Origin of the sequence: Arthrobacter sp. NPDC058130 (assembly GCF_042884475.1) — a bacterium.
Taxonomy (GTDB): domain Bacteria; phylum Actinomycetota; class Actinomycetes; order Actinomycetales; family Micrococcaceae; genus Arthrobacter.
Genome location: NZ_JBHVTV010000010.1, coordinates 57,132 through 73,431 on the forward strand (window position 1 = coordinate 57,132; position 16,300 = coordinate 73,431).

At 66.3% G+C, this 16,300-nt stretch carries 15 protein-coding genes and 2 tRNA genes; 7 read left to right on the forward strand and 10 right to left on the reverse strand.

The annotated features are described in order from the left end of the window. Positions 1 to 145 precede the first annotated feature (145 nt). The 3 genes from ACFVTM_RS16365 to bcp form a co-directional block, all read right to left on the reverse strand. Positions 146 to 826: a fasciclin domain-containing protein gene (locus ACFVTM_RS16365; protein ID WP_390204677.1), complete on the reverse strand. Its 681-nt coding sequence runs from the start codon at positions 824 to 826 to the stop codon at positions 146 to 148. A gap of 229 nt (positions 827 to 1,055) precedes the next feature. Continuing rightward, positions 1,056 to 1,137, reverse strand: a tRNA-Leu gene (locus ACFVTM_RS16370). Positions 1,138 to 1,237: 100 nt separating this feature from the next. Beyond that, positions 1,238 to 1,711, reverse strand: coding sequence for a thioredoxin-dependent thiol peroxidase (bcp, locus tag ACFVTM_RS16375; RefSeq protein ID WP_390204678.1), 474 nt, complete (start codon positions 1,709 to 1,711; stop codon positions 1,238 to 1,240). Positions 1,712 to 1,810: 99 nt separating this feature from the next. Between bcp and ACFVTM_RS16380 the strand changes: the two genes are divergently transcribed. Next, a complete protein-coding gene (locus ACFVTM_RS16380; RefSeq protein WP_390204680.1) occupies positions 1,811 to 2,320 on the forward strand; it encodes a MarR family winged helix-turn-helix transcriptional regulator in 510 nt (169 codons plus the stop codon). 40 nt (positions 2,321 to 2,360) lie between these two features. Here the strand turns inward: ACFVTM_RS16380 and ACFVTM_RS16385 are convergent, their stop codons facing one another. After that, on the reverse strand, positions 2,361 to 2,990 hold the full coding sequence (locus tag ACFVTM_RS16385) for a DUF2510 domain-containing protein (protein WP_390204682.1): 630 nt from the start codon (positions 2,988 to 2,990) through the stop codon (positions 2,361 to 2,363). Between the two features lie 201 nt (positions 2,991 to 3,191). On the opposite strand from ACFVTM_RS16385, the gene ACFVTM_RS16390 reads away from it, so the two are divergent. After that, a complete protein-coding gene (locus tag ACFVTM_RS16390; protein WP_390204683.1) occupies positions 3,192 to 3,383 on the forward strand; it encodes a hypothetical protein in 192 nt (63 codons plus the stop codon). A gap of 801 nt (positions 3,384 to 4,184) precedes the next feature. On the opposite strand, the gene ACFVTM_RS16395 is transcribed toward ACFVTM_RS16390, so the two are convergent. The 6 genes from ACFVTM_RS16395 to ACFVTM_RS16420 all read right to left on the reverse strand — a co-directional run bounded on the left by ACFVTM_RS16395 (position 4,185) and on the right by ACFVTM_RS16420 (position 9,289). Beyond that, complete coding sequence (locus ACFVTM_RS16395; RefSeq protein WP_390204685.1) at positions 4,185 to 4,898, reverse strand: hypothetical protein; 714 nt, start codon at positions 4,896 to 4,898, stop codon at positions 4,185 to 4,187. Between the two features lie 114 nt (positions 4,899 to 5,012). Next, complete coding sequence (locus ACFVTM_RS16400) at positions 5,013 to 5,741, reverse strand: hypothetical protein (protein WP_390204687.1); 729 nt, start codon at positions 5,739 to 5,741, stop codon at positions 5,013 to 5,015. 458 nt (positions 5,742 to 6,199) lie between these two features. Beyond that, the gene (locus ACFVTM_RS16405; protein ID WP_390204688.1) at positions 6,200 to 6,817 is read right to left on the reverse strand and encodes a hypothetical protein; all 618 of its coding nucleotides are present in this window, start codon (positions 6,815 to 6,817) and stop codon (positions 6,200 to 6,202) included. Positions 6,818 to 7,079: 262 nt separating this feature from the next. Continuing rightward, positions 7,080 to 7,155, reverse strand: a tRNA-Lys gene (locus ACFVTM_RS16410). 117 nt (positions 7,156 to 7,272) lie between these two features. After that, positions 7,273 to 8,343: a PQQ-dependent sugar dehydrogenase gene (locus ACFVTM_RS16415; protein WP_390204689.1), complete on the reverse strand. Its 1,071-nt coding sequence runs from the start codon at positions 8,341 to 8,343 to the stop codon at positions 7,273 to 7,275. 85 nt (positions 8,344 to 8,428) lie between these two features. Continuing rightward, a complete protein-coding gene (locus ACFVTM_RS16420; protein ID WP_390204690.1) occupies positions 8,429 to 9,289 on the reverse strand; it encodes a hypothetical protein in 861 nt (286 codons plus the stop codon). Between the two features lie 171 nt (positions 9,290 to 9,460). On the opposite strand from ACFVTM_RS16420, the gene ACFVTM_RS16425 reads away from it, so the two are divergent. The 5 genes from ACFVTM_RS16425 (at position 9,461) to ilvC (ending at position 16,203) form a co-directional block, all read left to right on the forward strand. Then, positions 9,461 to 10,399, forward strand: coding sequence for a LysR family transcriptional regulator (locus ACFVTM_RS16425; RefSeq protein ID WP_390204692.1), 939 nt, complete (start codon positions 9,461 to 9,463; stop codon positions 10,397 to 10,399). A gap of 129 nt (positions 10,400 to 10,528) precedes the next feature. After that, positions 10,529 to 12,250 carry a dihydroxy-acid dehydratase gene (ilvD, locus tag ACFVTM_RS16430; protein ID WP_390204693.1) on the forward strand — a complete coding sequence of 574 codons (1,722 nt, stop codon included), beginning with the start codon at positions 10,529 to 10,531 and terminating at the stop codon, positions 12,248 to 12,250. Positions 12,251 to 12,670: 420 nt separating this feature from the next. Then, complete coding sequence (locus ACFVTM_RS16435) at positions 12,671 to 14,569, forward strand: acetolactate synthase large subunit (protein WP_390204695.1); 1,899 nt, start codon at positions 12,671 to 12,673, stop codon at positions 14,567 to 14,569. A 2-nt stretch (positions 14,570 to 14,571) separates the two neighbouring features. Next, entirely contained in the window at positions 14,572 to 15,084 is a 513-nt protein-coding gene (ilvN, locus tag ACFVTM_RS16440; protein ID WP_018773531.1) for an acetolactate synthase small subunit, read from the forward strand. A 93-nt stretch (positions 15,085 to 15,177) separates the two neighbouring features. After that, entirely contained in the window at positions 15,178 to 16,203 is a 1,026-nt protein-coding gene (ilvC, locus tag ACFVTM_RS16445) for a ketol-acid reductoisomerase (protein WP_390204697.1), read from the forward strand. Positions 16,204 to 16,300: the final 97 nt, after the last annotated feature.

The window sequence follows — 16,300 nt, forward strand, 5'->3', positions numbered from 1 at the left end:
GAGTCCGCCAGCTTTCGTGGCGCACCGGCACACGCAGCAGATGAACGCCAAAAAGCGACGGCCCGCACCTGCTGGTGCGGGCCGTCGCCTCTCCTAGTGGTCCAGGGAGTCACGCTGGAGCCGGGTCAGGAGTGCTTGAGGCTGCTTACTTGGGCATCAGGACGGAGTCCACCATGTAGACAGTGGCGTTGGCGGTCTGGACGCCGCCGCAGACAACGTTGGCGTCATCGACCTTGAGGGCATCCTTGGTGCCGGTAACCGTCACCGAACCGCCTTCAACGGTCTTGTGGGTGCCGACGATCTGGTCCGGGGAGATCTTGCCCGGGACCACGTGGTAGGTCAGGATCTTGCTCAGCGTGGCGTCGTCCGTCTTCAGGGCCTCGATCGTGGCCGGGTCGATCTTCTTGAAGGCGTCATCCGTCGGGGCGAAAACGGTGAATTCGCTGCCGTTGAGCGTGTCCACCAGGTTGACCTTGGGGTTGAGCTTGCCGGACACGGCGGCGGTCAGCGTGGTGAGGATCGGGTTGTTGGACGCGGCGGTGGCCACCGGGTCAAGGGCCATGCCCGAGACGGAGCCGGCACCGGTCGGAACCTGGGCCGCGTAGGCTGCGCAGCCGGGGCCGACCAGGTTGGCGGCCGGATCCATGGCTGCGGCGGAGGCGCTCGTGGACGGGGACGGTGCCATGCTGGATTCCGACGGCGCGGCGGACGGTGCCGCAGAAGACGGTGCCGAAGAAGCGGAGGAACCGCCACAGGCGGTGAGGCCGAGCATGGCGGCAGCTGCGATACCTGCGACGGCGAACGTGGTGCGCTTGATGTTCTGCATTTTGGTTTCTCCTTTATTGTGCCGATTGTTGCCTGCGGCGAACATTGCCGCTGTGGCCCTTTCCCGACTGTTGGGCACCGACCCTTGGTTGGTGTCTCAATGGGTATTCGGCTGCTCGGAGGAAGCGGATGGGTGGGGAATTGAAATTCTTTTTGAACCCCGATGAATCCCTGGAAACCGCTGGAAAACACGAGAACCCCGGTCCGAAGACCGGGGTTCTCTCTGTGTGTGCGCAAGGGGGGACTTGAACCCCCACGCCCGAAGGCACAGGAACCTAAATCCTGCGTGTCTGCCAATTTCACCACTCGCGCGCGGCGCCGTCGTCGTCCGGGGATGGAACCCCGGCGGCTGACGCCAGGCTCCATTGTACCTATTACCGCACGGTTTGCCGGTACGACGCACGGCGGGAAATCAGGCGTCGAGCTTCAGGTCCCGGCGGAGTTTGGCGACGTGCCCGGTGGCCCGGACGTTGTACTGCGCGACGGCGACACGGCCGTCCCCGTCGACGACGATCGTGGAGCGGATGAGGCCCTGGTAGGTCTTGCCGTAGTTCTTCTTCTCGCCCCAGGCCGCATACGCCTCGGCGACCGAGTGGTCTTCGTCCGAGAGCAGCGGGAAGGTCAGGCCTTCGGCGGCCGCGAACGCGGCAAGCTTCCCGACCGGGTCGGGGGAGATGCCGACCACGTCATAACCGGCGGTCTGCAGCGAGGCGAGGGAATCCCGGAAATCGCAGGCCTGCTTGGTGCAGCCGGGCGTGGAGGCCGCCGGGTAGAAGTAGACCACGGTCTTCCGGCCCCGGAAATCGCGCAGGCTGACGTCCTGTCCTTCGGCATTCTTGAGGGTGAAATCCGGTGCTGTGGCACCGGCGATGAGTCGCTCAGGCACGGGGGTCTCCTTGATGGGGTGGGCGCGATACGGTCTGACTATCCAGCGTAGTGAGGCGATCGGCCCACGACGAATCCGCTGCTCGCTATACTCTTGGGTATGCCTGATATGGATCGCTGGCCCACGGGCCGCCTATTGTCCACGGCAGCACGTCTCGTAGAACACTCCTGGAACGAAAAATTGGGGGCCATTGGCCTAACCCATGCCGGGGTGATCGCCATGGAGGTGCTCTCGGCGAATGGGCCGATGACGCAAGCCCAATTGGCCCAACTCGTGCGGGTCCAGGCCCAGACCATGGGCAAGACGTTGAGTCGTCTGGAAGCGCACGGCCACATTTCGCGGCAGCGCAGCGCCTCTGACAGGCGCAGCCATGTGGTGTCGCTGACTGACCAAGGACGCCAGGCCGTTACCGCGGCCGCCGACATGGAACGCTCAGTGCTCGCCGCGACGCCCATTGACCCCGACGTTCTGCGGCAGGAGCTCCAGACCGTGGTCAGGGTGCTGGCAAACAGGTCCGCCTCCGTGGAGGCCAAGGCCATCGTCACTGCCGCGGACCCTGCCCAGGCTGCCGAGCCAGGCGTCGCCGCCGAGACTGCCCCGCTGAACTAACTGCCCCGCTGAACTAGCCCCGCTGCTGAGGCTGCCGCGCTTAGATTGTCGCGGCCTGGTTCGCCAGTGTGGCCACGATGGCGGACATCTTGAGGCCGGTGAGCACCACGGTGAGCAGGGTGACGCCGATCATGGCCCACACCGGGGCGAGCCCGCGCCGCGGGGCCACCTCGTGGACGATCACGGAGCGGCCAATCACGTAGAGCGCAAGACTGAGGAATACCCACGCCCAGTGGAACGGCCGGATCACGCCGTCCTTGCGCAGCCTGTCCCAGTCCAGATACGCCAGGAGTGCGGACACGCCATAGATGACAAAGCCCATGGACACCAGGAGGAAGTACGCCGGTGTGAAGATCGACGCCGGATCGAGCGTCTGGATCTGACGCGGGCCCACGGTGCGCAGCCGGAACACCGGGTTCCAGAACATGAACAAAACGAGCGACACGAGCGGAAGGGCCACCATGGTCCAGATGTACGCGTTGTAGACCGGTGTCCTGTCACTGATGCGCCTCCGCGGTGCCACCAGGCGCTGGGGCGGCATCGCCTGGAACTGGGGTGCGCTGAACTGTTCCGTCCACGCCGCCCCATTCCACCACCGAAGCCGGCCGGAGCCTGCGGGGTCTTGATACCAGCCGGGGCCTGGGGATGAGGCATTGGGCGGGACGGTCATGGCTGTTCATCCTTTGCGGCGCGGCGCGTTCGCTCATTCAACGCACTCTTCGGTTCTAGGCGTACATCTAGGACAGAGAGTACATGGGAGCGGCTGGGGCAACTGGTGAAAGGCCGCTCACGCGGAAAAGGCCAGCCCCGGAGTATCGACGCGCCACCGCATCGGGAGGACGATTAAAGGGCCACACCATCAAGGAGGTCAATGATGTGCTACCCGTACAACAGGGATTTCCGGCGGGATACCAGGAAGGATGCCGCGCGGGATACTGAGGAACGCCCGGAGCCCCGGGTGGAGGCAAAGGAATCCAGGTTCTGGGACTTCCCGCGCCGCAGCAAGGAGTTCACAGTCGAAGAGCCGGAGACAGTAGTTGACCGGCCCCGCGAGAAGGTCTAAAGACACGATGTGACTCGAACGGCCGCCGAACCACACAGTGAAATGTGAGGTTCGGCGGCCGTTTCACGGCCGGGCCGGCCGGCGGAGGCCGATCGCGGCGGAGAGCCCGATCAGGAGGCCACTTAGCGCCAGCAAGGGTCCGGCGACGCCGATCTGCCCTTTTGGTCCGGGGCCACCCGGGCCGGCGGCGTCCAGCGGCTGCTCTGCTGAGGGGTCCGGGCCCTGCCCGGCGTCCTGGGACGGGGACGCGGACGTCCCCGCCGCTGCGGTGGCCGTGGCAGTAGCCGGGGCAGACTTCGTTGCCGGTTGGGCAGTGTTGCCTTCGCCCGCCGTCGGATCATCGGGACCGGAGGTCGGCGTCGCGGGTACCTCCGTGGGTCGCCCGGCGGACGGTGTCTGTGACGGCGCTTGGGACGGCGCCGGAGGCGGCGGGGCCCCCGAAGGTGACGGCGCGGCACTGCCGGGACCCTTTGGGCTGGGCGCAGGGGAAACGGGCGCAGGGAAGGCGTGCGGCGGGCTCGGCGTCGGTGAAGGTTGGCAGAATTTCACCGGGAGGAGGCCCGCCGGCCCACAAGGATCAGCCACTGCGGGCAACGCCAGGACGAGCGGCGATGCCGCGAGCACCAGAGCCAAGGCGGATGTGTATGAGGCCTTCCGGATGGAGTTCATCCACACCATCGTATGGTTCCACCGCCGGCAGGCAGGGAATCTCAGCCCGGTGAGGCTCCTTTTCGCCAACAAAATAGAACGGCAGAGGCCCGGCCACCACGGTGGTCGCCGGGCCTCGAATGGCGTTGGGCGTCAGCGCTGTCCGGGCTCTCCCGGCGCCGGGTACGGTGGCTGCACTGGCGGTGCCTGGGGCGGGTACTGACCCTGCTGGGGATACTGCCCCTGCTGCGGCGGGTAAGCCTGCCCTTGCTGTTGCCCCGGCTGGGCGTGCTGCGTGGGGTACGGCTGGCTCTGGGCGTAAGGGAACGGAGCCGGTCCCTGGGGCTGCTGTACCGGGGCGTAAGGCGACGGCTGCATGGGCATGGGCATCCGGGCGAAGGCGGCCTTCCTGTCCTCCTCCCGCGCCTTGGCGCGGGCTTCGACGGCCCGCGCGGAGAAGAAGCGCTGGTGCCCGAGGTAGACCACCACGATGAGGCCCACGGCGACGGAGAAGAACGCCACTGCCGTCACCCCGGACGTCAGGCCGCGCATCAGTCCGTAAATGAGGGTCAGCAGGCCGCCCACGAGGAACCCGCCGGCGAACAAAGGCTTCCTCGACTCCGTCCAGATGCTGGCCCCGAGGATCAGGAGAGCCGAGGCGAGCGCCGCGATGGTCACATTGCGGTTGTAGTCGTGCACCGCGGACTGATGGGCATCGATGGCTGCCTGCCGTGCTGCGGAGTCGAGATCAACCATGGAGGACAGCTCCGGCGCCGGATAGAAGGTGGCAATGCCGAGGCCAACGAAGAGCACGATGATGATGCCCAGGCCGATCGAGTAAAGGACGCGCAGGGATTTTTCGGTCATACCCCTATCATGCGTAGGCAATCAGGCGGAGCCCGGAAGGCGCGCCTCTCGCTGGGGCTTCCTTAGTTAGCTGGAAACCAGTAACGACGCCTGGATGAGCGCGGCCCCGACCATTCAGGCGCGGAGCTGAGCTACCGCACGGGAGGCTGCCTGTATACTCAGCCAACCGCGGACGCCGGCGGCGGAAGCCTGCAGCTCGAGGTCGACGCCCTTGTTCTGCAAGATGGCCACCAATGTTGCGTCGATGACATCTTCGCGGAGCTCGGCCGGCCAGGCGCTACGAATGTTCGGCATGACCGGCACTCTGGCGTGGACGGTGATGAAGTGCCCGCCAGCTAGAGCCACGGCGATGCAGACGACGCCGACCAGGACAAGCTTCAGCAGGTTTTCACGATCGGTGGCCACGATGTAGGACGGCAGCGCGATCAGGGCTCCCATCAGGACCAGGCGCAGCATGAGGATCTCCCTGGCGCTCCCGGAGGCCCGGCGCCGTGCCATGGTGCCGGCGAGCTGCTTGTCGCGCACCACCTGCGCCTTCAGCCGCCATTGACGCTGGGAACCCCAGTGAAGCTTGACCAGGGCGCGGGCCGCGTTCAGCTCCTCCGGGTGGTCCTTCCGGAGCCCGGACACGAGTGAGTCGGGGCCGTCCGCCCAGGAACTGGCGAGCCGGCGGTCGATGGCCGCCGCCAAGTCGTCCAGGCCCAGGCGTGCCGCAGCTTCGGCAGTTTCTTCGACCCTGGCCGCATGCTTGAGCCGGGGCGTCGGTGTTGCCTCGGCGTCGGGCACTGTGTTGCGTGAACCGTACCGTGGCGAGCCGTCGGCGAGGTGGTACTCGTTGCTCATGATTCCCCCCGATGTGATGGCCTGGCGTGCTGCAGGTTGGTCGCGCAACCGGACCGGACCGCCCGCCTCGGCCGGCCCGGATTCAGTGTGCAGCATGGCGGGCCGCACAGCGTGAACTAAACGGTTGCGTTACGCGCTGGCCGGGGTGTGGTTGACTGCGGCCGAGGCTGACGGCGCCCGAGCGACTACCCGGCAGACACCAACGGGATTCCTCTCACCTACACGACCGCGCCCGGGGACACCGAGGGCCAGGTAGCGTTCCGGTTCAAAACACCGGACCCGAGATCCGCGAACCGCCCGCTCACCGGCATCTGGTACGACTTCACCGACCTGCCCTCCGGGGAGTCGGCCCCGGGCCAGACCATAAGCCTCGCCCTGGACAAGCCGATCAACAAGACAAGCCGATCAACAAGACAAGCCGATCAACAAATAGGCGCCCCTGGTGTGGGCCGGCCTGCTTAGACGCCGGCCGGGAAATTGAAGGCGGTGGGCAGCGGGTCCGGTGCCGTCCCATGGAGCAGGACGACTTCGTCATGGGCTTTCAGCACAACGTCCCGGACCGGCCCGTCCTGCTTCGCTCCGTTCACGACGACGGACCAGTCCGAAGCGCCTGAATGCGCGGTCCCCGGCTTCTCGGCGCCGTCCAGGACGCCCCATTCGGTCAGAAGCTGGCCAAGCGTGTACGTGTCGCCGACGACCGGCGCCTCAATGTGGATGATGCCTGACTCGTCGTGGGTGTGCAGCGCGGAGATGCCGTCGGGCTGGCCGGTCGCGGAGAAACTGAAACCGATGTTCGCCGGGACAGCGACGGGCCTGCCGTCCACGAAAACGTCCAGATGGGCATGGAAGTGCTCGGCGGCCCCTTCCATGTTGAGGACCGGCAGGCCGGCTGCCTTGATCCGCTCGGCCCCGCCCTTGGTGTTCAGCTCCCAGCCGGTGGTCGGAGCCGCAGCAGCGGATGAGCTCGCGCTCGGAGTCGGAACGGCTGTGCCAGGGCCAGGGGTGGCGGCTGAACACCCGGCAACGGCCAAGACGACAGCGCCGAGTGCGACGGAGCGAGGGAGGAGCTTCTTCACGGAGACATCTTTCATTCGGCATAAGTTCTCAGTGGATGTGTGCGCCAGTCTGAAACGCTCACCGGACGCCAGGTGCGGGGCCCTGAGGCGGCGACGGGCTCACTCAGCCACGAGACGATGCTAACTGACCGAGTCGTTACCGGCGTCGGGCACGAACAACCGCCCAAACAAATAAAAGTGACGACGAACGCGACGGGGATCATGGCAAAACAAAAACCCCGCCTTTACCGGCCGTTAGGCTGGTAAAGACGGGGTTTTTCTGTGGTGCACCCCCCGGGACTCGAACCCGGAACCCATTGATTAAGAGTCAATTGCTCTGCCAGTTGAGCTAGAGGTGCATCTGTTGTTTTCGTTCACCGTGGGCTTTTTATTTCCCGCGTTGTTCTCCGCAACGACATGAAACTCTACACGAGTTTGGCTGTCGTGTGAAATCGAGCGGCGCGGAGTGGGTGCGGCTAGCCGGGAAGGTCCAAAATCAGCGCGAAATCAGGGTTTTGGTTATTGCTGAGGAGCCACAGCCGGCCGTCAGGGGCGAGTGAAACGTTCCGGACCCGGCCATACTTTCGCGTGAAATAGCTCACAGGTTCATCGGCGAATTCGCCCCGGAGGGGAACAACCCACAGTCTTTGACCGCGCAGGGCACCCAGGTAGGCAGTGCTGCCGACAATTTCGAGGCCGCTCGGTGACGAATCCGCCGTCGACGGCCACACCACCTTGGCGTCCAGGAAGCCGGAACGGTGCGGGGCGCCCGTTACTTCCGGCCAGCCGTAGTTGCCGCCGGGCACAATCAGGTTGAGCTCGTCGTTGACGTCGGGGCCGAATTCGCTGGCCCAGAGCCGGCCGGCGCTGTCCCAGGCAAGTCCTTGGACGTTCCGGTGGCCAAGGCTGTAGACCGGGTTATCGCCAAACGGGTTTCCCGGCGCCGCCCGGCCGTCGGCTGTGAGGCGGAGGATCTTCCCGCCGAGCGCCCTGGTGTCCTGCGGCTGCTCGCGGCGCTGGGAGTCGCCCGTTCCCACATACAGGAAGCCGTCCGGTCCAAAGCGGATCCGTCCGCCGTTGTGCGTGCCGGCCTTCGGAATGCCGGTGAAAATTGTCTCCTGGGCACCGAGTTCCAGCCGGCCGCCGCGTTCCTCCAGCCGCATGCGGGCGATCCTGTTGTCCGCCGCCGCGGTGAAGTAGGCGTAGAGGTACCGGTCCGCGGCAAAGTTTGGCGAAAGGGCAAGGCCCAGGAGGCCGCCTTCTCCGCCGGGTACGACGCCGGGCACCTGGCCAAGCGTTCCCAGCTCACCGCCGACGACGGTCCGCAGCAGTGCGGTGTCGCGCTCGGAGATGACCGCGGTGCCGTCGGGAAGGTAGACCGTGGACCACGGCACGTGCAGGCCGTCAATCCGGCCCGCAACCTTGGGCTCGCCCGCTGCCCCCGCTGTGGCGGTCGCGGTGCGGTCTCCTGGCTGAACCACGGGCGGGGAGGAGCCGCCGCCAGTACAGGCACCGAGGAAAAGCAGGGCAACGACCAGGGCAGTCACCCGGGCCGTTGCCCTCACCTGGAGGCTGGGGAGCGCAACCAAACTGCGGAGCGCCTCGGGACCGGACGCCGGCCCGGACCGGCAGCTACTGCCGAGTCCGGCGCGGCGGCCGAAACCCGGCTGCTTCGGCGTGCGCCGCCGAGAGGAACCACACCTCTGCCCGGGTTTCCTCATACGACGGGCTGGTCTCCTCGTGGTAGATCATCGACGATGCGTTGCCCTTGACAGTGAAGCCTTCCGGACCACTTCCATCAGCCGCCGGAGCCGCTGACCCCTCGCCGTAGGGCTGCTCAGTGGCAAGGTGGCCGGTGGGCTCGGCCATGTGGCTGGCCGAGGCCTCGGCCGTTCCAGGGCCAGTGCCCGCGTCCTCGTCTTCGGCCGGTTCCGCGGCTGCCGATTCTGCCCCCGGCAGGGTCGGCGCGTGCGGCTCGGTGTATTCGGGATGGTGGACGGGAAGGCCCTCCGCGGGCGCAGGTTCCGCGACCGCGCCGGGTTCGGCCCCCGCCGCAACGTGTGCGCCGCGGGTCGGATCGACATGGGCCGGGGCGGCATGCGCATCCGACGGCGGCGCCGTCTCGGACCACTGGGTCTCCCACTCGGCATTCTCCGGGGTTCCGGCCGCTTCCGTGGCTGGTTCGGCGGTCGGCTCACTCGCCGTCGCCGGGGCGGATGGGCCCGTCACGGCTGCTTCCGGGGCCACCTCAGGCCCGGGCGCCTGCGCCGCAGCGGGCGCTGCCATGGCCGCCGCGGAACCGGCAGCCGCCGTCGAACCAGCCACGGCTGCAGAACCGGCCGCCGCCGTCGGGCTGGCCGCAGTGCCGGAAGCGGCACCGGTGCCTGCGGCGGATCCGGAGTCTGCGCCCGCACGGCTCTTATTGCGGTTCAACAGCCACCAAACCACGGCGACCACCACGATGATGACGACGAGCCAGACGATCCAGTCCATAGCAGAGCCTTTCAGTCCGTATTCAGTCTGTATTCAATCCGTATTCAGTCCAGATTCAGTCCATGAGGCATGGGTGCCGATGCTTGACGTTACGTCCGGGCGAAGCCGGCTGTCCAGCAACCAACCCGGCTGTCCAGCAATCGACTTTGCCCCGGCGTGTAGCCTCGCCTCATGGATTTCAAGCGACTGCAGATTCTGCGCGAACTCTCAGACCGCGGCACCGTCGGCGCCACTGCCGAGGCCATGAAGGTCACGCCGTCGGCTGTGTCGCAGCAGCTCAAGACCCTGCAGGAAGAACTGGGCGTAGTCCTGGTGGAGAAGTCCGGCAGGGGAGTGCGGCTCACCGAGGCGGGGCTGGCCATGGCCGGAGCCGCCGCCGACGTGTCGACGGCCATGGCGCGGGCCGAGGCAACCATCGACACGTACCGGCGCGGCTGGCAGACGCGGGTGGTGGCGGCTTTCTTTCCCAGCGCCGCGGAGATGTTCCTTCCCGGCATGCTCCACCGGGTCAAGGCCGTCGAGGGACTGCGGTTCGAAGCGCATTTCGAGGATCCGGGCGTTGCCGGGTTCGCCGGGCTGACCGCTGACTACGACATCGTGGTGGCGCACAGCGTGGACGGTCCGGAAGTCTTCGGCGGCCAGGGCCTGACGGTGGTGCCGCTGCTGGACGAGCCGCTGGATGTGGCGTTGCCGGCCGGGCACGCCTTGGCCGGCAAGCCCACACTGTGCGCCGAGGACGTCGTCGGCTTCCCGTGGATGGGAGTTCCCGAGGGCTTTCCCTTCGACACGGTGCTGCGCCAGATCGAGGTGCGGGCCGACTCGCAGGCGCTCCGGGCCCAGCAGTTCCCCGATCTGCGGGTGCTGGAAGCCCTGGTCAGCGCCGGGCACGGGCTGAGCCTGCTGCCGCGGTACACAGCGGTCAGCAACCAGGACCGGGGGTTCGTCCTGCGACCGCTCGAAGGCGTGAAGGCGAGCCGCAGCATCGTTGCGCTGGCCCGTCCCGACGTCGCGGCCCGGACCACCATCCAGCAGGTCCTGGCGATGCTCAGGGCCGAAGCCCAGGGTGTCGCCGAAGCCCCGGAACGGCGTGACGCGGCTCACCAGGCCTGAACCAAACGGGCCCCCGAGTTCATGATGTGAGACGAGAGTCCACTATTTGATCGAAATATTCCCGGTTTTCCGCTTAACGCTCCCCTGCCGGGTCGTTGGCCTCTGCAGCGGAGCCCTAGACTTTGAGCCATGAGTCAGGACACCCAAAAAGCAACAGACACCAAGCCGGACATCAAACCCCGCAGCCGGGTCGTTACCGATGGAATCCACGCCGCCCCCGCGCGCGGCATGTTCCGGGCGGTCGGCATGGGCGATGACGACTTCGCAAAGCCGCAGATCGGCGTCGCGAGCTCGTGGAACGAGATCACTCCCTGCAACCTTTCGCTGAACCGGCTCGCCCAGGGCGCCAAAGAAGGCGTGCACGCCGGCGGCGGGTTCCCCATGCAATTCGGCACCATCTCCGTCTCCGACGGCATCTCCATGGGCCACGAGGGCATGCACTTCTCCCTGGTGTCCCGCGAAGTCATTGCCGACTCGGTCGAAACGGTCATGCAGGCCGAGCGGATCGACGGCTCCGTGCTGCTGGCCGGCTGCGACAAGTCCCTGCCCGGCATGCTGATGGCAGCGGCCCGCCTGGACCTCGCCAGCGTGTTCCTCTACGCCGGCTCCATCATGCCCGGCTGGGTCAAGCTTGAGGACGGCTCCGAAAAGGAAGTCACCCTCATCGACGCCTTCGAAGCCGTCGGTGCGTGCGCCGCCGGCAAGATGAGCCTCGAGGACCTGACCCGCATCGAAAAGGCCATCTGCCCCGGCGAAGGCGCCTGCGGCGGCATGTACACCGCCAACACCATGGCCTGCATCGGCGAGGCGCTAGGCATGTCCCTGCCCGGCTCGGCAGCCCCGCCGTCGGCAGACCGCCGCCGCGACGAATTCGCCCGCAAGTCCGGCGAAGCAGTGGTCAACCTCCTGCGCCTGGGCATCACTGCCCGCGACATCATGACCAAGAAGGCGTTCGAGAACGCCATCGCCGTGACCATGGCCTTCGGTGGCTCCACCAACGCGGTGCTGCACCTGCTCGCCATCGCCCGCGAAGCCGAAGTTGAGCTGACGCTCGATGACTTCAACCGGATTGGCGACAGGATCCCGCACCTCGGCGACCTGAAGCCGTTCGGCCGCTACGTCATGACCGACGTCGACAAGATCGGCGGCGTGCCCGTCATCATGCGTGCACTGCTCGACGCCGGGCTGCTGCACGGCGACTGCCTCACCGTCACCGGCAAGACGGTGGCCGAGAACCTCGCGGCAATCAACCCGCCGGACCTGGACGGCAAGATCCTGCGTGCCCTCGACAACCCGATCCACAAGACCGGCGGCATCACCATCCTGCACGGTTCGATGGCTCCGGAAGGCGCCGTCGTCAAGAGCGCCGGCTTCGACGCCGACGTCTTCGAGGGAACGGCCCGCGTCTTCGAGCGCGAGCAGGGCGCCCTGGACGCACTGGACAACGGCCAGATCCACAAGGGCGACGTCGTGGTGATCCGCTACGAAGGGCCCAAGGGCGGTCCCGGCATGCGCGAGATGCTCGCCATCACCGGCGCCATCAAGGGCGCCGGCCTGGGCAAGGATGTCCTGCTGCTGACCGACGGACGATTCTCCGGCGGAACCACCGGCTTGTGCATCGGCCACGTCGCGCCGGAAGCGGTCGACGGCGGCCCCATCGCGTTCGTCAAGGACGGGGACCGGATCCGCGTGGACATCGCGGCCCGCACCTTCGACCTCCTGGTCGAGGACGCCGAGCTCGAGTCCCGCAAGATCGGCTGGGAGCCGCTCCCGGCCAAGTTCACCAAGGGCGTGCTGGCCAAGTACGCCAAGCTCGTGCACAGCGCCTCCACCGGCGCGTACTGCGGCTGATGCCCATCCGGAGTGGACGGCGCTGACCGCCGTCCACTCCGGGCCCCCGCCGTTCCCCTTATTAAGGAAGCCGAATTAAGCACGCCGTGCGCGGCGTCCGGATATCGGGAACTACGAGGACCAATCCGTGGACAGCGTCGTCCAAATAGTGAGACAGCGGCCGGACTCGTTGACACGTGTCTTACTCAGAGGGAAAACTGAACGCATGATCGAGATCGTTACCGCCGGCATCGTCGTCGTACTTACCAAGCGCGTGGCTCAATAGCCTCACGGTAACGAACCGTCACGCGCAACCCCTCGAAGAGCCCTCCGGCTGAGGGGTTTTTTTATTTCCCGCAGCACCATGCACCATGCACCACGCAGCACCAGCAAAACCAAAGAAGTTCCACGATCACCGAAGATCCACAAAGGAAGAGTCCGATGAGCAAAGGATCGCCGATCAGCCCCTCGCTGATGGCCACCAAGTCCACTGGAGCCCACAAAGCTCCGGAACGCGTCGATCGTCCGGCTGACGCCGGCGTCGACACTGCTGCCGTCTCTCCTGTCCTCGGACCGAACAACGTCGTACCCCCGACCGTTATGACCGGTTCGCAAGCAATCGTCCGCTCGCTCGAAGAACTCGGCGTCCAGGACATTTTCGGTTTGCCCGGTGGCGCGATCCTGCCCACCTACGACCCCTTGATGGCCTCCAAAATGAACCACGTTCTGGTCCGTCATGAACAGGGAGCCGGCCACGCCGCGCAAGGCTACGCCATGGTCACCGGACGGGTTGGCGTCTGCATCGCCACCTCGGGCCCGGGTGCCACCAACCTCGTCACCGCCATCATGGATGCCCACATGGACTCTGTGCCGATTGTGGCCATTACCGGCCAGGTCTCCAGCGGGGTGATCGGCACCGACGCATTCCAGGAAGCGGACATCGTCGGGATCACCATGCCGATCACGAAGCACTCGTTCCTGGTCACCGACCCCAACGACATCCCGCACGTGATGGCCGAGGCCTTCCACCTGGCCTCCACCGGACGCCCGGGTCCGGTCCTTGTTGACGTCGCCAAGGATGCCCAGCAGGGCCAGATGACGTTCTCCTGGCCGCCGAAGGTCGACCTCCCGGGCTACCGGCCGGTGGTGCGCGGCCACAGCAAGCAGGTCCGCGAGGCCGCCCGGCTCATTTCCGCCGCCAGCAAGCCCGTGCTATACGTCGGCGGCGGAGTGGTCAAGGCCCACGCCTCGGCCGAACTGCTTGAACTGGCCGAACTGACCGGTGCCCCCGTGGTGACCACCCTGATGGCCCGGGGCGTGTTCCCGGACTCGCACCCGCAGCACGCGGGCATGCCGGGCATGCACGGCACCGTTTCCGCCGTGACCGCCCTGCAGCAGTCCGACCTGCTGATCACCCTCGGCGCCCGGTTCGATGACCGCGTGACCGGCATCCTGAAGTCCTTTGCCCCGAATGCCAAGGTCATCCACGCGGACATCGACCCGGCGGAAATCTCCAAGAACCGCACGGCCGACGTCCCGATCGTTGGCTCGGTCAAGGAGATCATCCCCGAGCTGACCGAGGCCCTGCGCCTGCAGTTCGAGGCCTTCGGCACCCCGGATCTGACCACCTGGTGGGCGTTCCTGAACAACCTCAAGGAAACCTACCCGCTCGGCTGGACCGAACCCGAGGACGGGCTCAGCGCCCCGCAGCGCGTCATCGAACGCATCGGCGCCCTGACCGGACCCGAGGGCATTTACGTCGCCGGCGTCGGACAGCACCAGATGTGGGCTTCGCAGTTCATCAAGTACGAACGCCCGCACGCCTGGCTCAACTCCGGCGGCGCCGGCACCATGGGCTACGCCGTGCCGGCGGCCATGGGCGCCAAGGTGGGCGAACCGGACCGCGTGGTCTGGGCGATCGACGGCGACGGCTGCTTCCAGATGACCAACCAGGAACTGGCGACCTGCGCGATCAACAAGATCCCCATCAAGGTCGCCGTCATCAACAACTCTTCGCTGGGCATGGTCCGGCAGTGGCAGACCCTGTTCTACGAGGGCCGCTACTCCAACACCGACCTCAACACTGGGCACGACACCGTCCGCATCCCGGACTTCGTCAAGCTGGCGGATGCCTACGGCTGCGCTGCCTTCCGGTGCGAACGCGACGAGGACATCGACGCCACCATCCAGAAGGCACTGGAAATCAATGACCGCCCGGTGGTCATCGACTTCGTCGTGAGCCCGAACTCGATGGTATGGCCGATGGTCCCCGCCGGAGTCAGCAACGACCAGATCCAGGTTGCCCGCAACATGACCCCGGAATGGGAAGAGGAGGACTGAACATGACCCGCCACACATTGTCCGTTCTGGTCGAAGACAAGCCCGGTGTGCTGACCCGCGTCGCCAGCCTCTTCGCCCGCCGGGCCTTCAACATCAATTCTCTGGCCGTCGGCCCCACCGAGGTCCCGGGCATGTCCCGGATGACCGTCGTGGTCGACGCCGATGGAGAGCTGATCGAACAGGTCACGAAGCAGCTGAACAAGCTGGTCAACGTGATCAAGATCGTCGAGCTCACCTCCGAATCTTCCGTACAGCGCGACCACATCCTGGTCAAGGTACGTGCGGATGCCGCAACACGCCTGCAGGTCACCCAGGCCGCAGACCTGTTCCGCGCTTCAGTGGTCGACGTCTCCACAGAGTCGGTGGTCATTGAGGCAACGGGCCACCCCGAGAAGCTCACGGCACTGCTCTCAGTGCTTGAGCCATTCGGCATCCGCGAAATCGTGCAGTCCGGCACCTTGGCCGTTGGACGGGGATCCCGCTCCATGAGTGACAGGGCCCTGCGCTCCGCGTAAGCGACGGCGCAAGGCATAGGGCGGGACGCAAACCCGCCCAGTACCGCAGCACCACAGACAACATCGAAAATCCACTCAAGAGGAGTTACGCAAGTGACTGAAATGTTTTACGACGACGACGCAGACCTGTCGATCATCCAGGGTCGCAAGGTAGCCATTGTCGGCTATGGCTCCCAGGGCCACGCCCACGCGCAGAACCTGCGCGATTCCGGCGTCGAGGTTGTCATCGCGCTCAAGGAGGGCTCGAAGTCGATCGCCAAGGCCGAGGACGCAGGCTTCACGGTCAAGACCGTTGCCGACGCCGCCGAATGGGCCGACGTCATCATGATCCTCGCACCGGACCAGCACCAGCGCTCGATTTACACCGAATCCATCAAGGACAAGCTGACCCCCGGCAAGGCCCTGGCCTTCGCCCACGGCTTCAATATCCGCTTCGGCTACATCGAGGCGCCGGAGGGCGTTGACGTCATCCTGATCGCCCCGAAGGCTCCCGGCCACACCGTGCGCCGCGAGTTCGAAGCTGGCCGCGGCATCCCGGACATCATCGCCGTCGAGCAGGACGCTTCCGGTTCCGCCTGGGACCTGGCCAAGTCCTACGCCAAGGCCATTGGCGGCACCCGTGCCGGCGTCATCAAGACCACCTTCACCGAAGAGACCGAAACGGACCTCTTCGGCGAGCAGGCCGTGCTGTGCGGCGGCGTGTCCCAGCTGATCCAGTACGGCTTCGAGACCCTGACCGAGGCCGGCTACCAGCCGCAGATCGCCTACTTCGAGGTGCTGCACGAGCTCAAGCTCATCGTTGACCTCATGTGGGAAGGCGGCATCGCCAAGCAGCGCTGGAGCGTCTCGGACACCGCAGAGTACGGCGACTACGTCTCCGGCCCGCGCGTCATCACCCCCGAGGTGAAGAAAAACATGGAGGCAGTCCTGAAGGACGTCCAGGATGGCGTCTTCGCCAAGCGCTTCATCGACGACCAGGACGCCGGCGCTCCCGAGTTCAAGGAACTGCGTGCCAAGGCAGAGTCGCACCCGATCGAGGCCGTCGGCCGCGAACTGCGCTCCCTGTTCGCCTGGCAGCAGCAGGATGCGGACTACGTAGAGGGCTCCGCAGCCCGCTAGCCAAGGCCCGGCAGGGGAGCCGGACACCATTATTTTGGGGTCCGGCTTCCCTGCTGTCCAAGCACCACCCGCACCACCAGCACCACCCGATTCACCA

What these genes read in the sequence shown, in the direction of transcription:
- ilvN (WP_018773531.1), top strand. Translation starts at nt 14,572, where the DNA reads ATGACCCGCCACACATTGTCCGTTCTGGTCGAAGACAAGCCCGGTGTG.
- ACFVTM_RS16395 (WP_390204685.1), bottom strand. Translation starts at nt 4,898, where the DNA reads ATGACCGAAAAATCCCTGCGCGTCCTTTACTCGATCGGCCTGGGCATC.
- ACFVTM_RS16380 (WP_390204680.1), top strand. Translation starts at nt 1,811, where the DNA reads ATGCCTGATATGGATCGCTGGCCCACGGGCCGCCTATTGTCCACGGCA.
- ilvD (WP_390204693.1), top strand. Translation starts at nt 10,529, where the DNA reads ATGAGTCAGGACACCCAAAAAGCAACAGACACCAAGCCGGACATCAAA.
- ACFVTM_RS16435 (WP_390204695.1), top strand. Translation starts at nt 12,671, where the DNA reads ATGAGCAAAGGATCGCCGATCAGCCCCTCGCTGATGGCCACCAAGTCC.
- ACFVTM_RS16365 (WP_390204677.1), bottom strand. Translation starts at nt 826, where the DNA reads ATGCAGAACATCAAGCGCACCACGTTCGCCGTCGCAGGTATCGCAGCT.
- ACFVTM_RS16400 (WP_390204687.1), bottom strand. Translation starts at nt 5,741, where the DNA reads ATGAGCAACGAGTACCACCTCGCCGACGGCTCGCCACGGTACGGTTCA.
- ACFVTM_RS16385 (WP_390204682.1), bottom strand. Translation starts at nt 2,990, where the DNA reads ATGACCGTCCCGCCCAATGCCTCATCCCCAGGCCCCGGCTGGTATCAA.
- ACFVTM_RS16425 (WP_390204692.1), top strand. Translation starts at nt 9,461, where the DNA reads ATGGATTTCAAGCGACTGCAGATTCTGCGCGAACTCTCAGACCGCGGC.
- ACFVTM_RS16420 (WP_390204690.1), bottom strand. Translation starts at nt 9,289, where the DNA reads ATGGACTGGATCGTCTGGCTCGTCGTCATCATCGTGGTGGTCGCCGTG.
- ACFVTM_RS16390 (WP_390204683.1), top strand. Translation starts at nt 3,192, where the DNA reads ATGATGTGCTACCCGTACAACAGGGATTTCCGGCGGGATACCAGGAAG.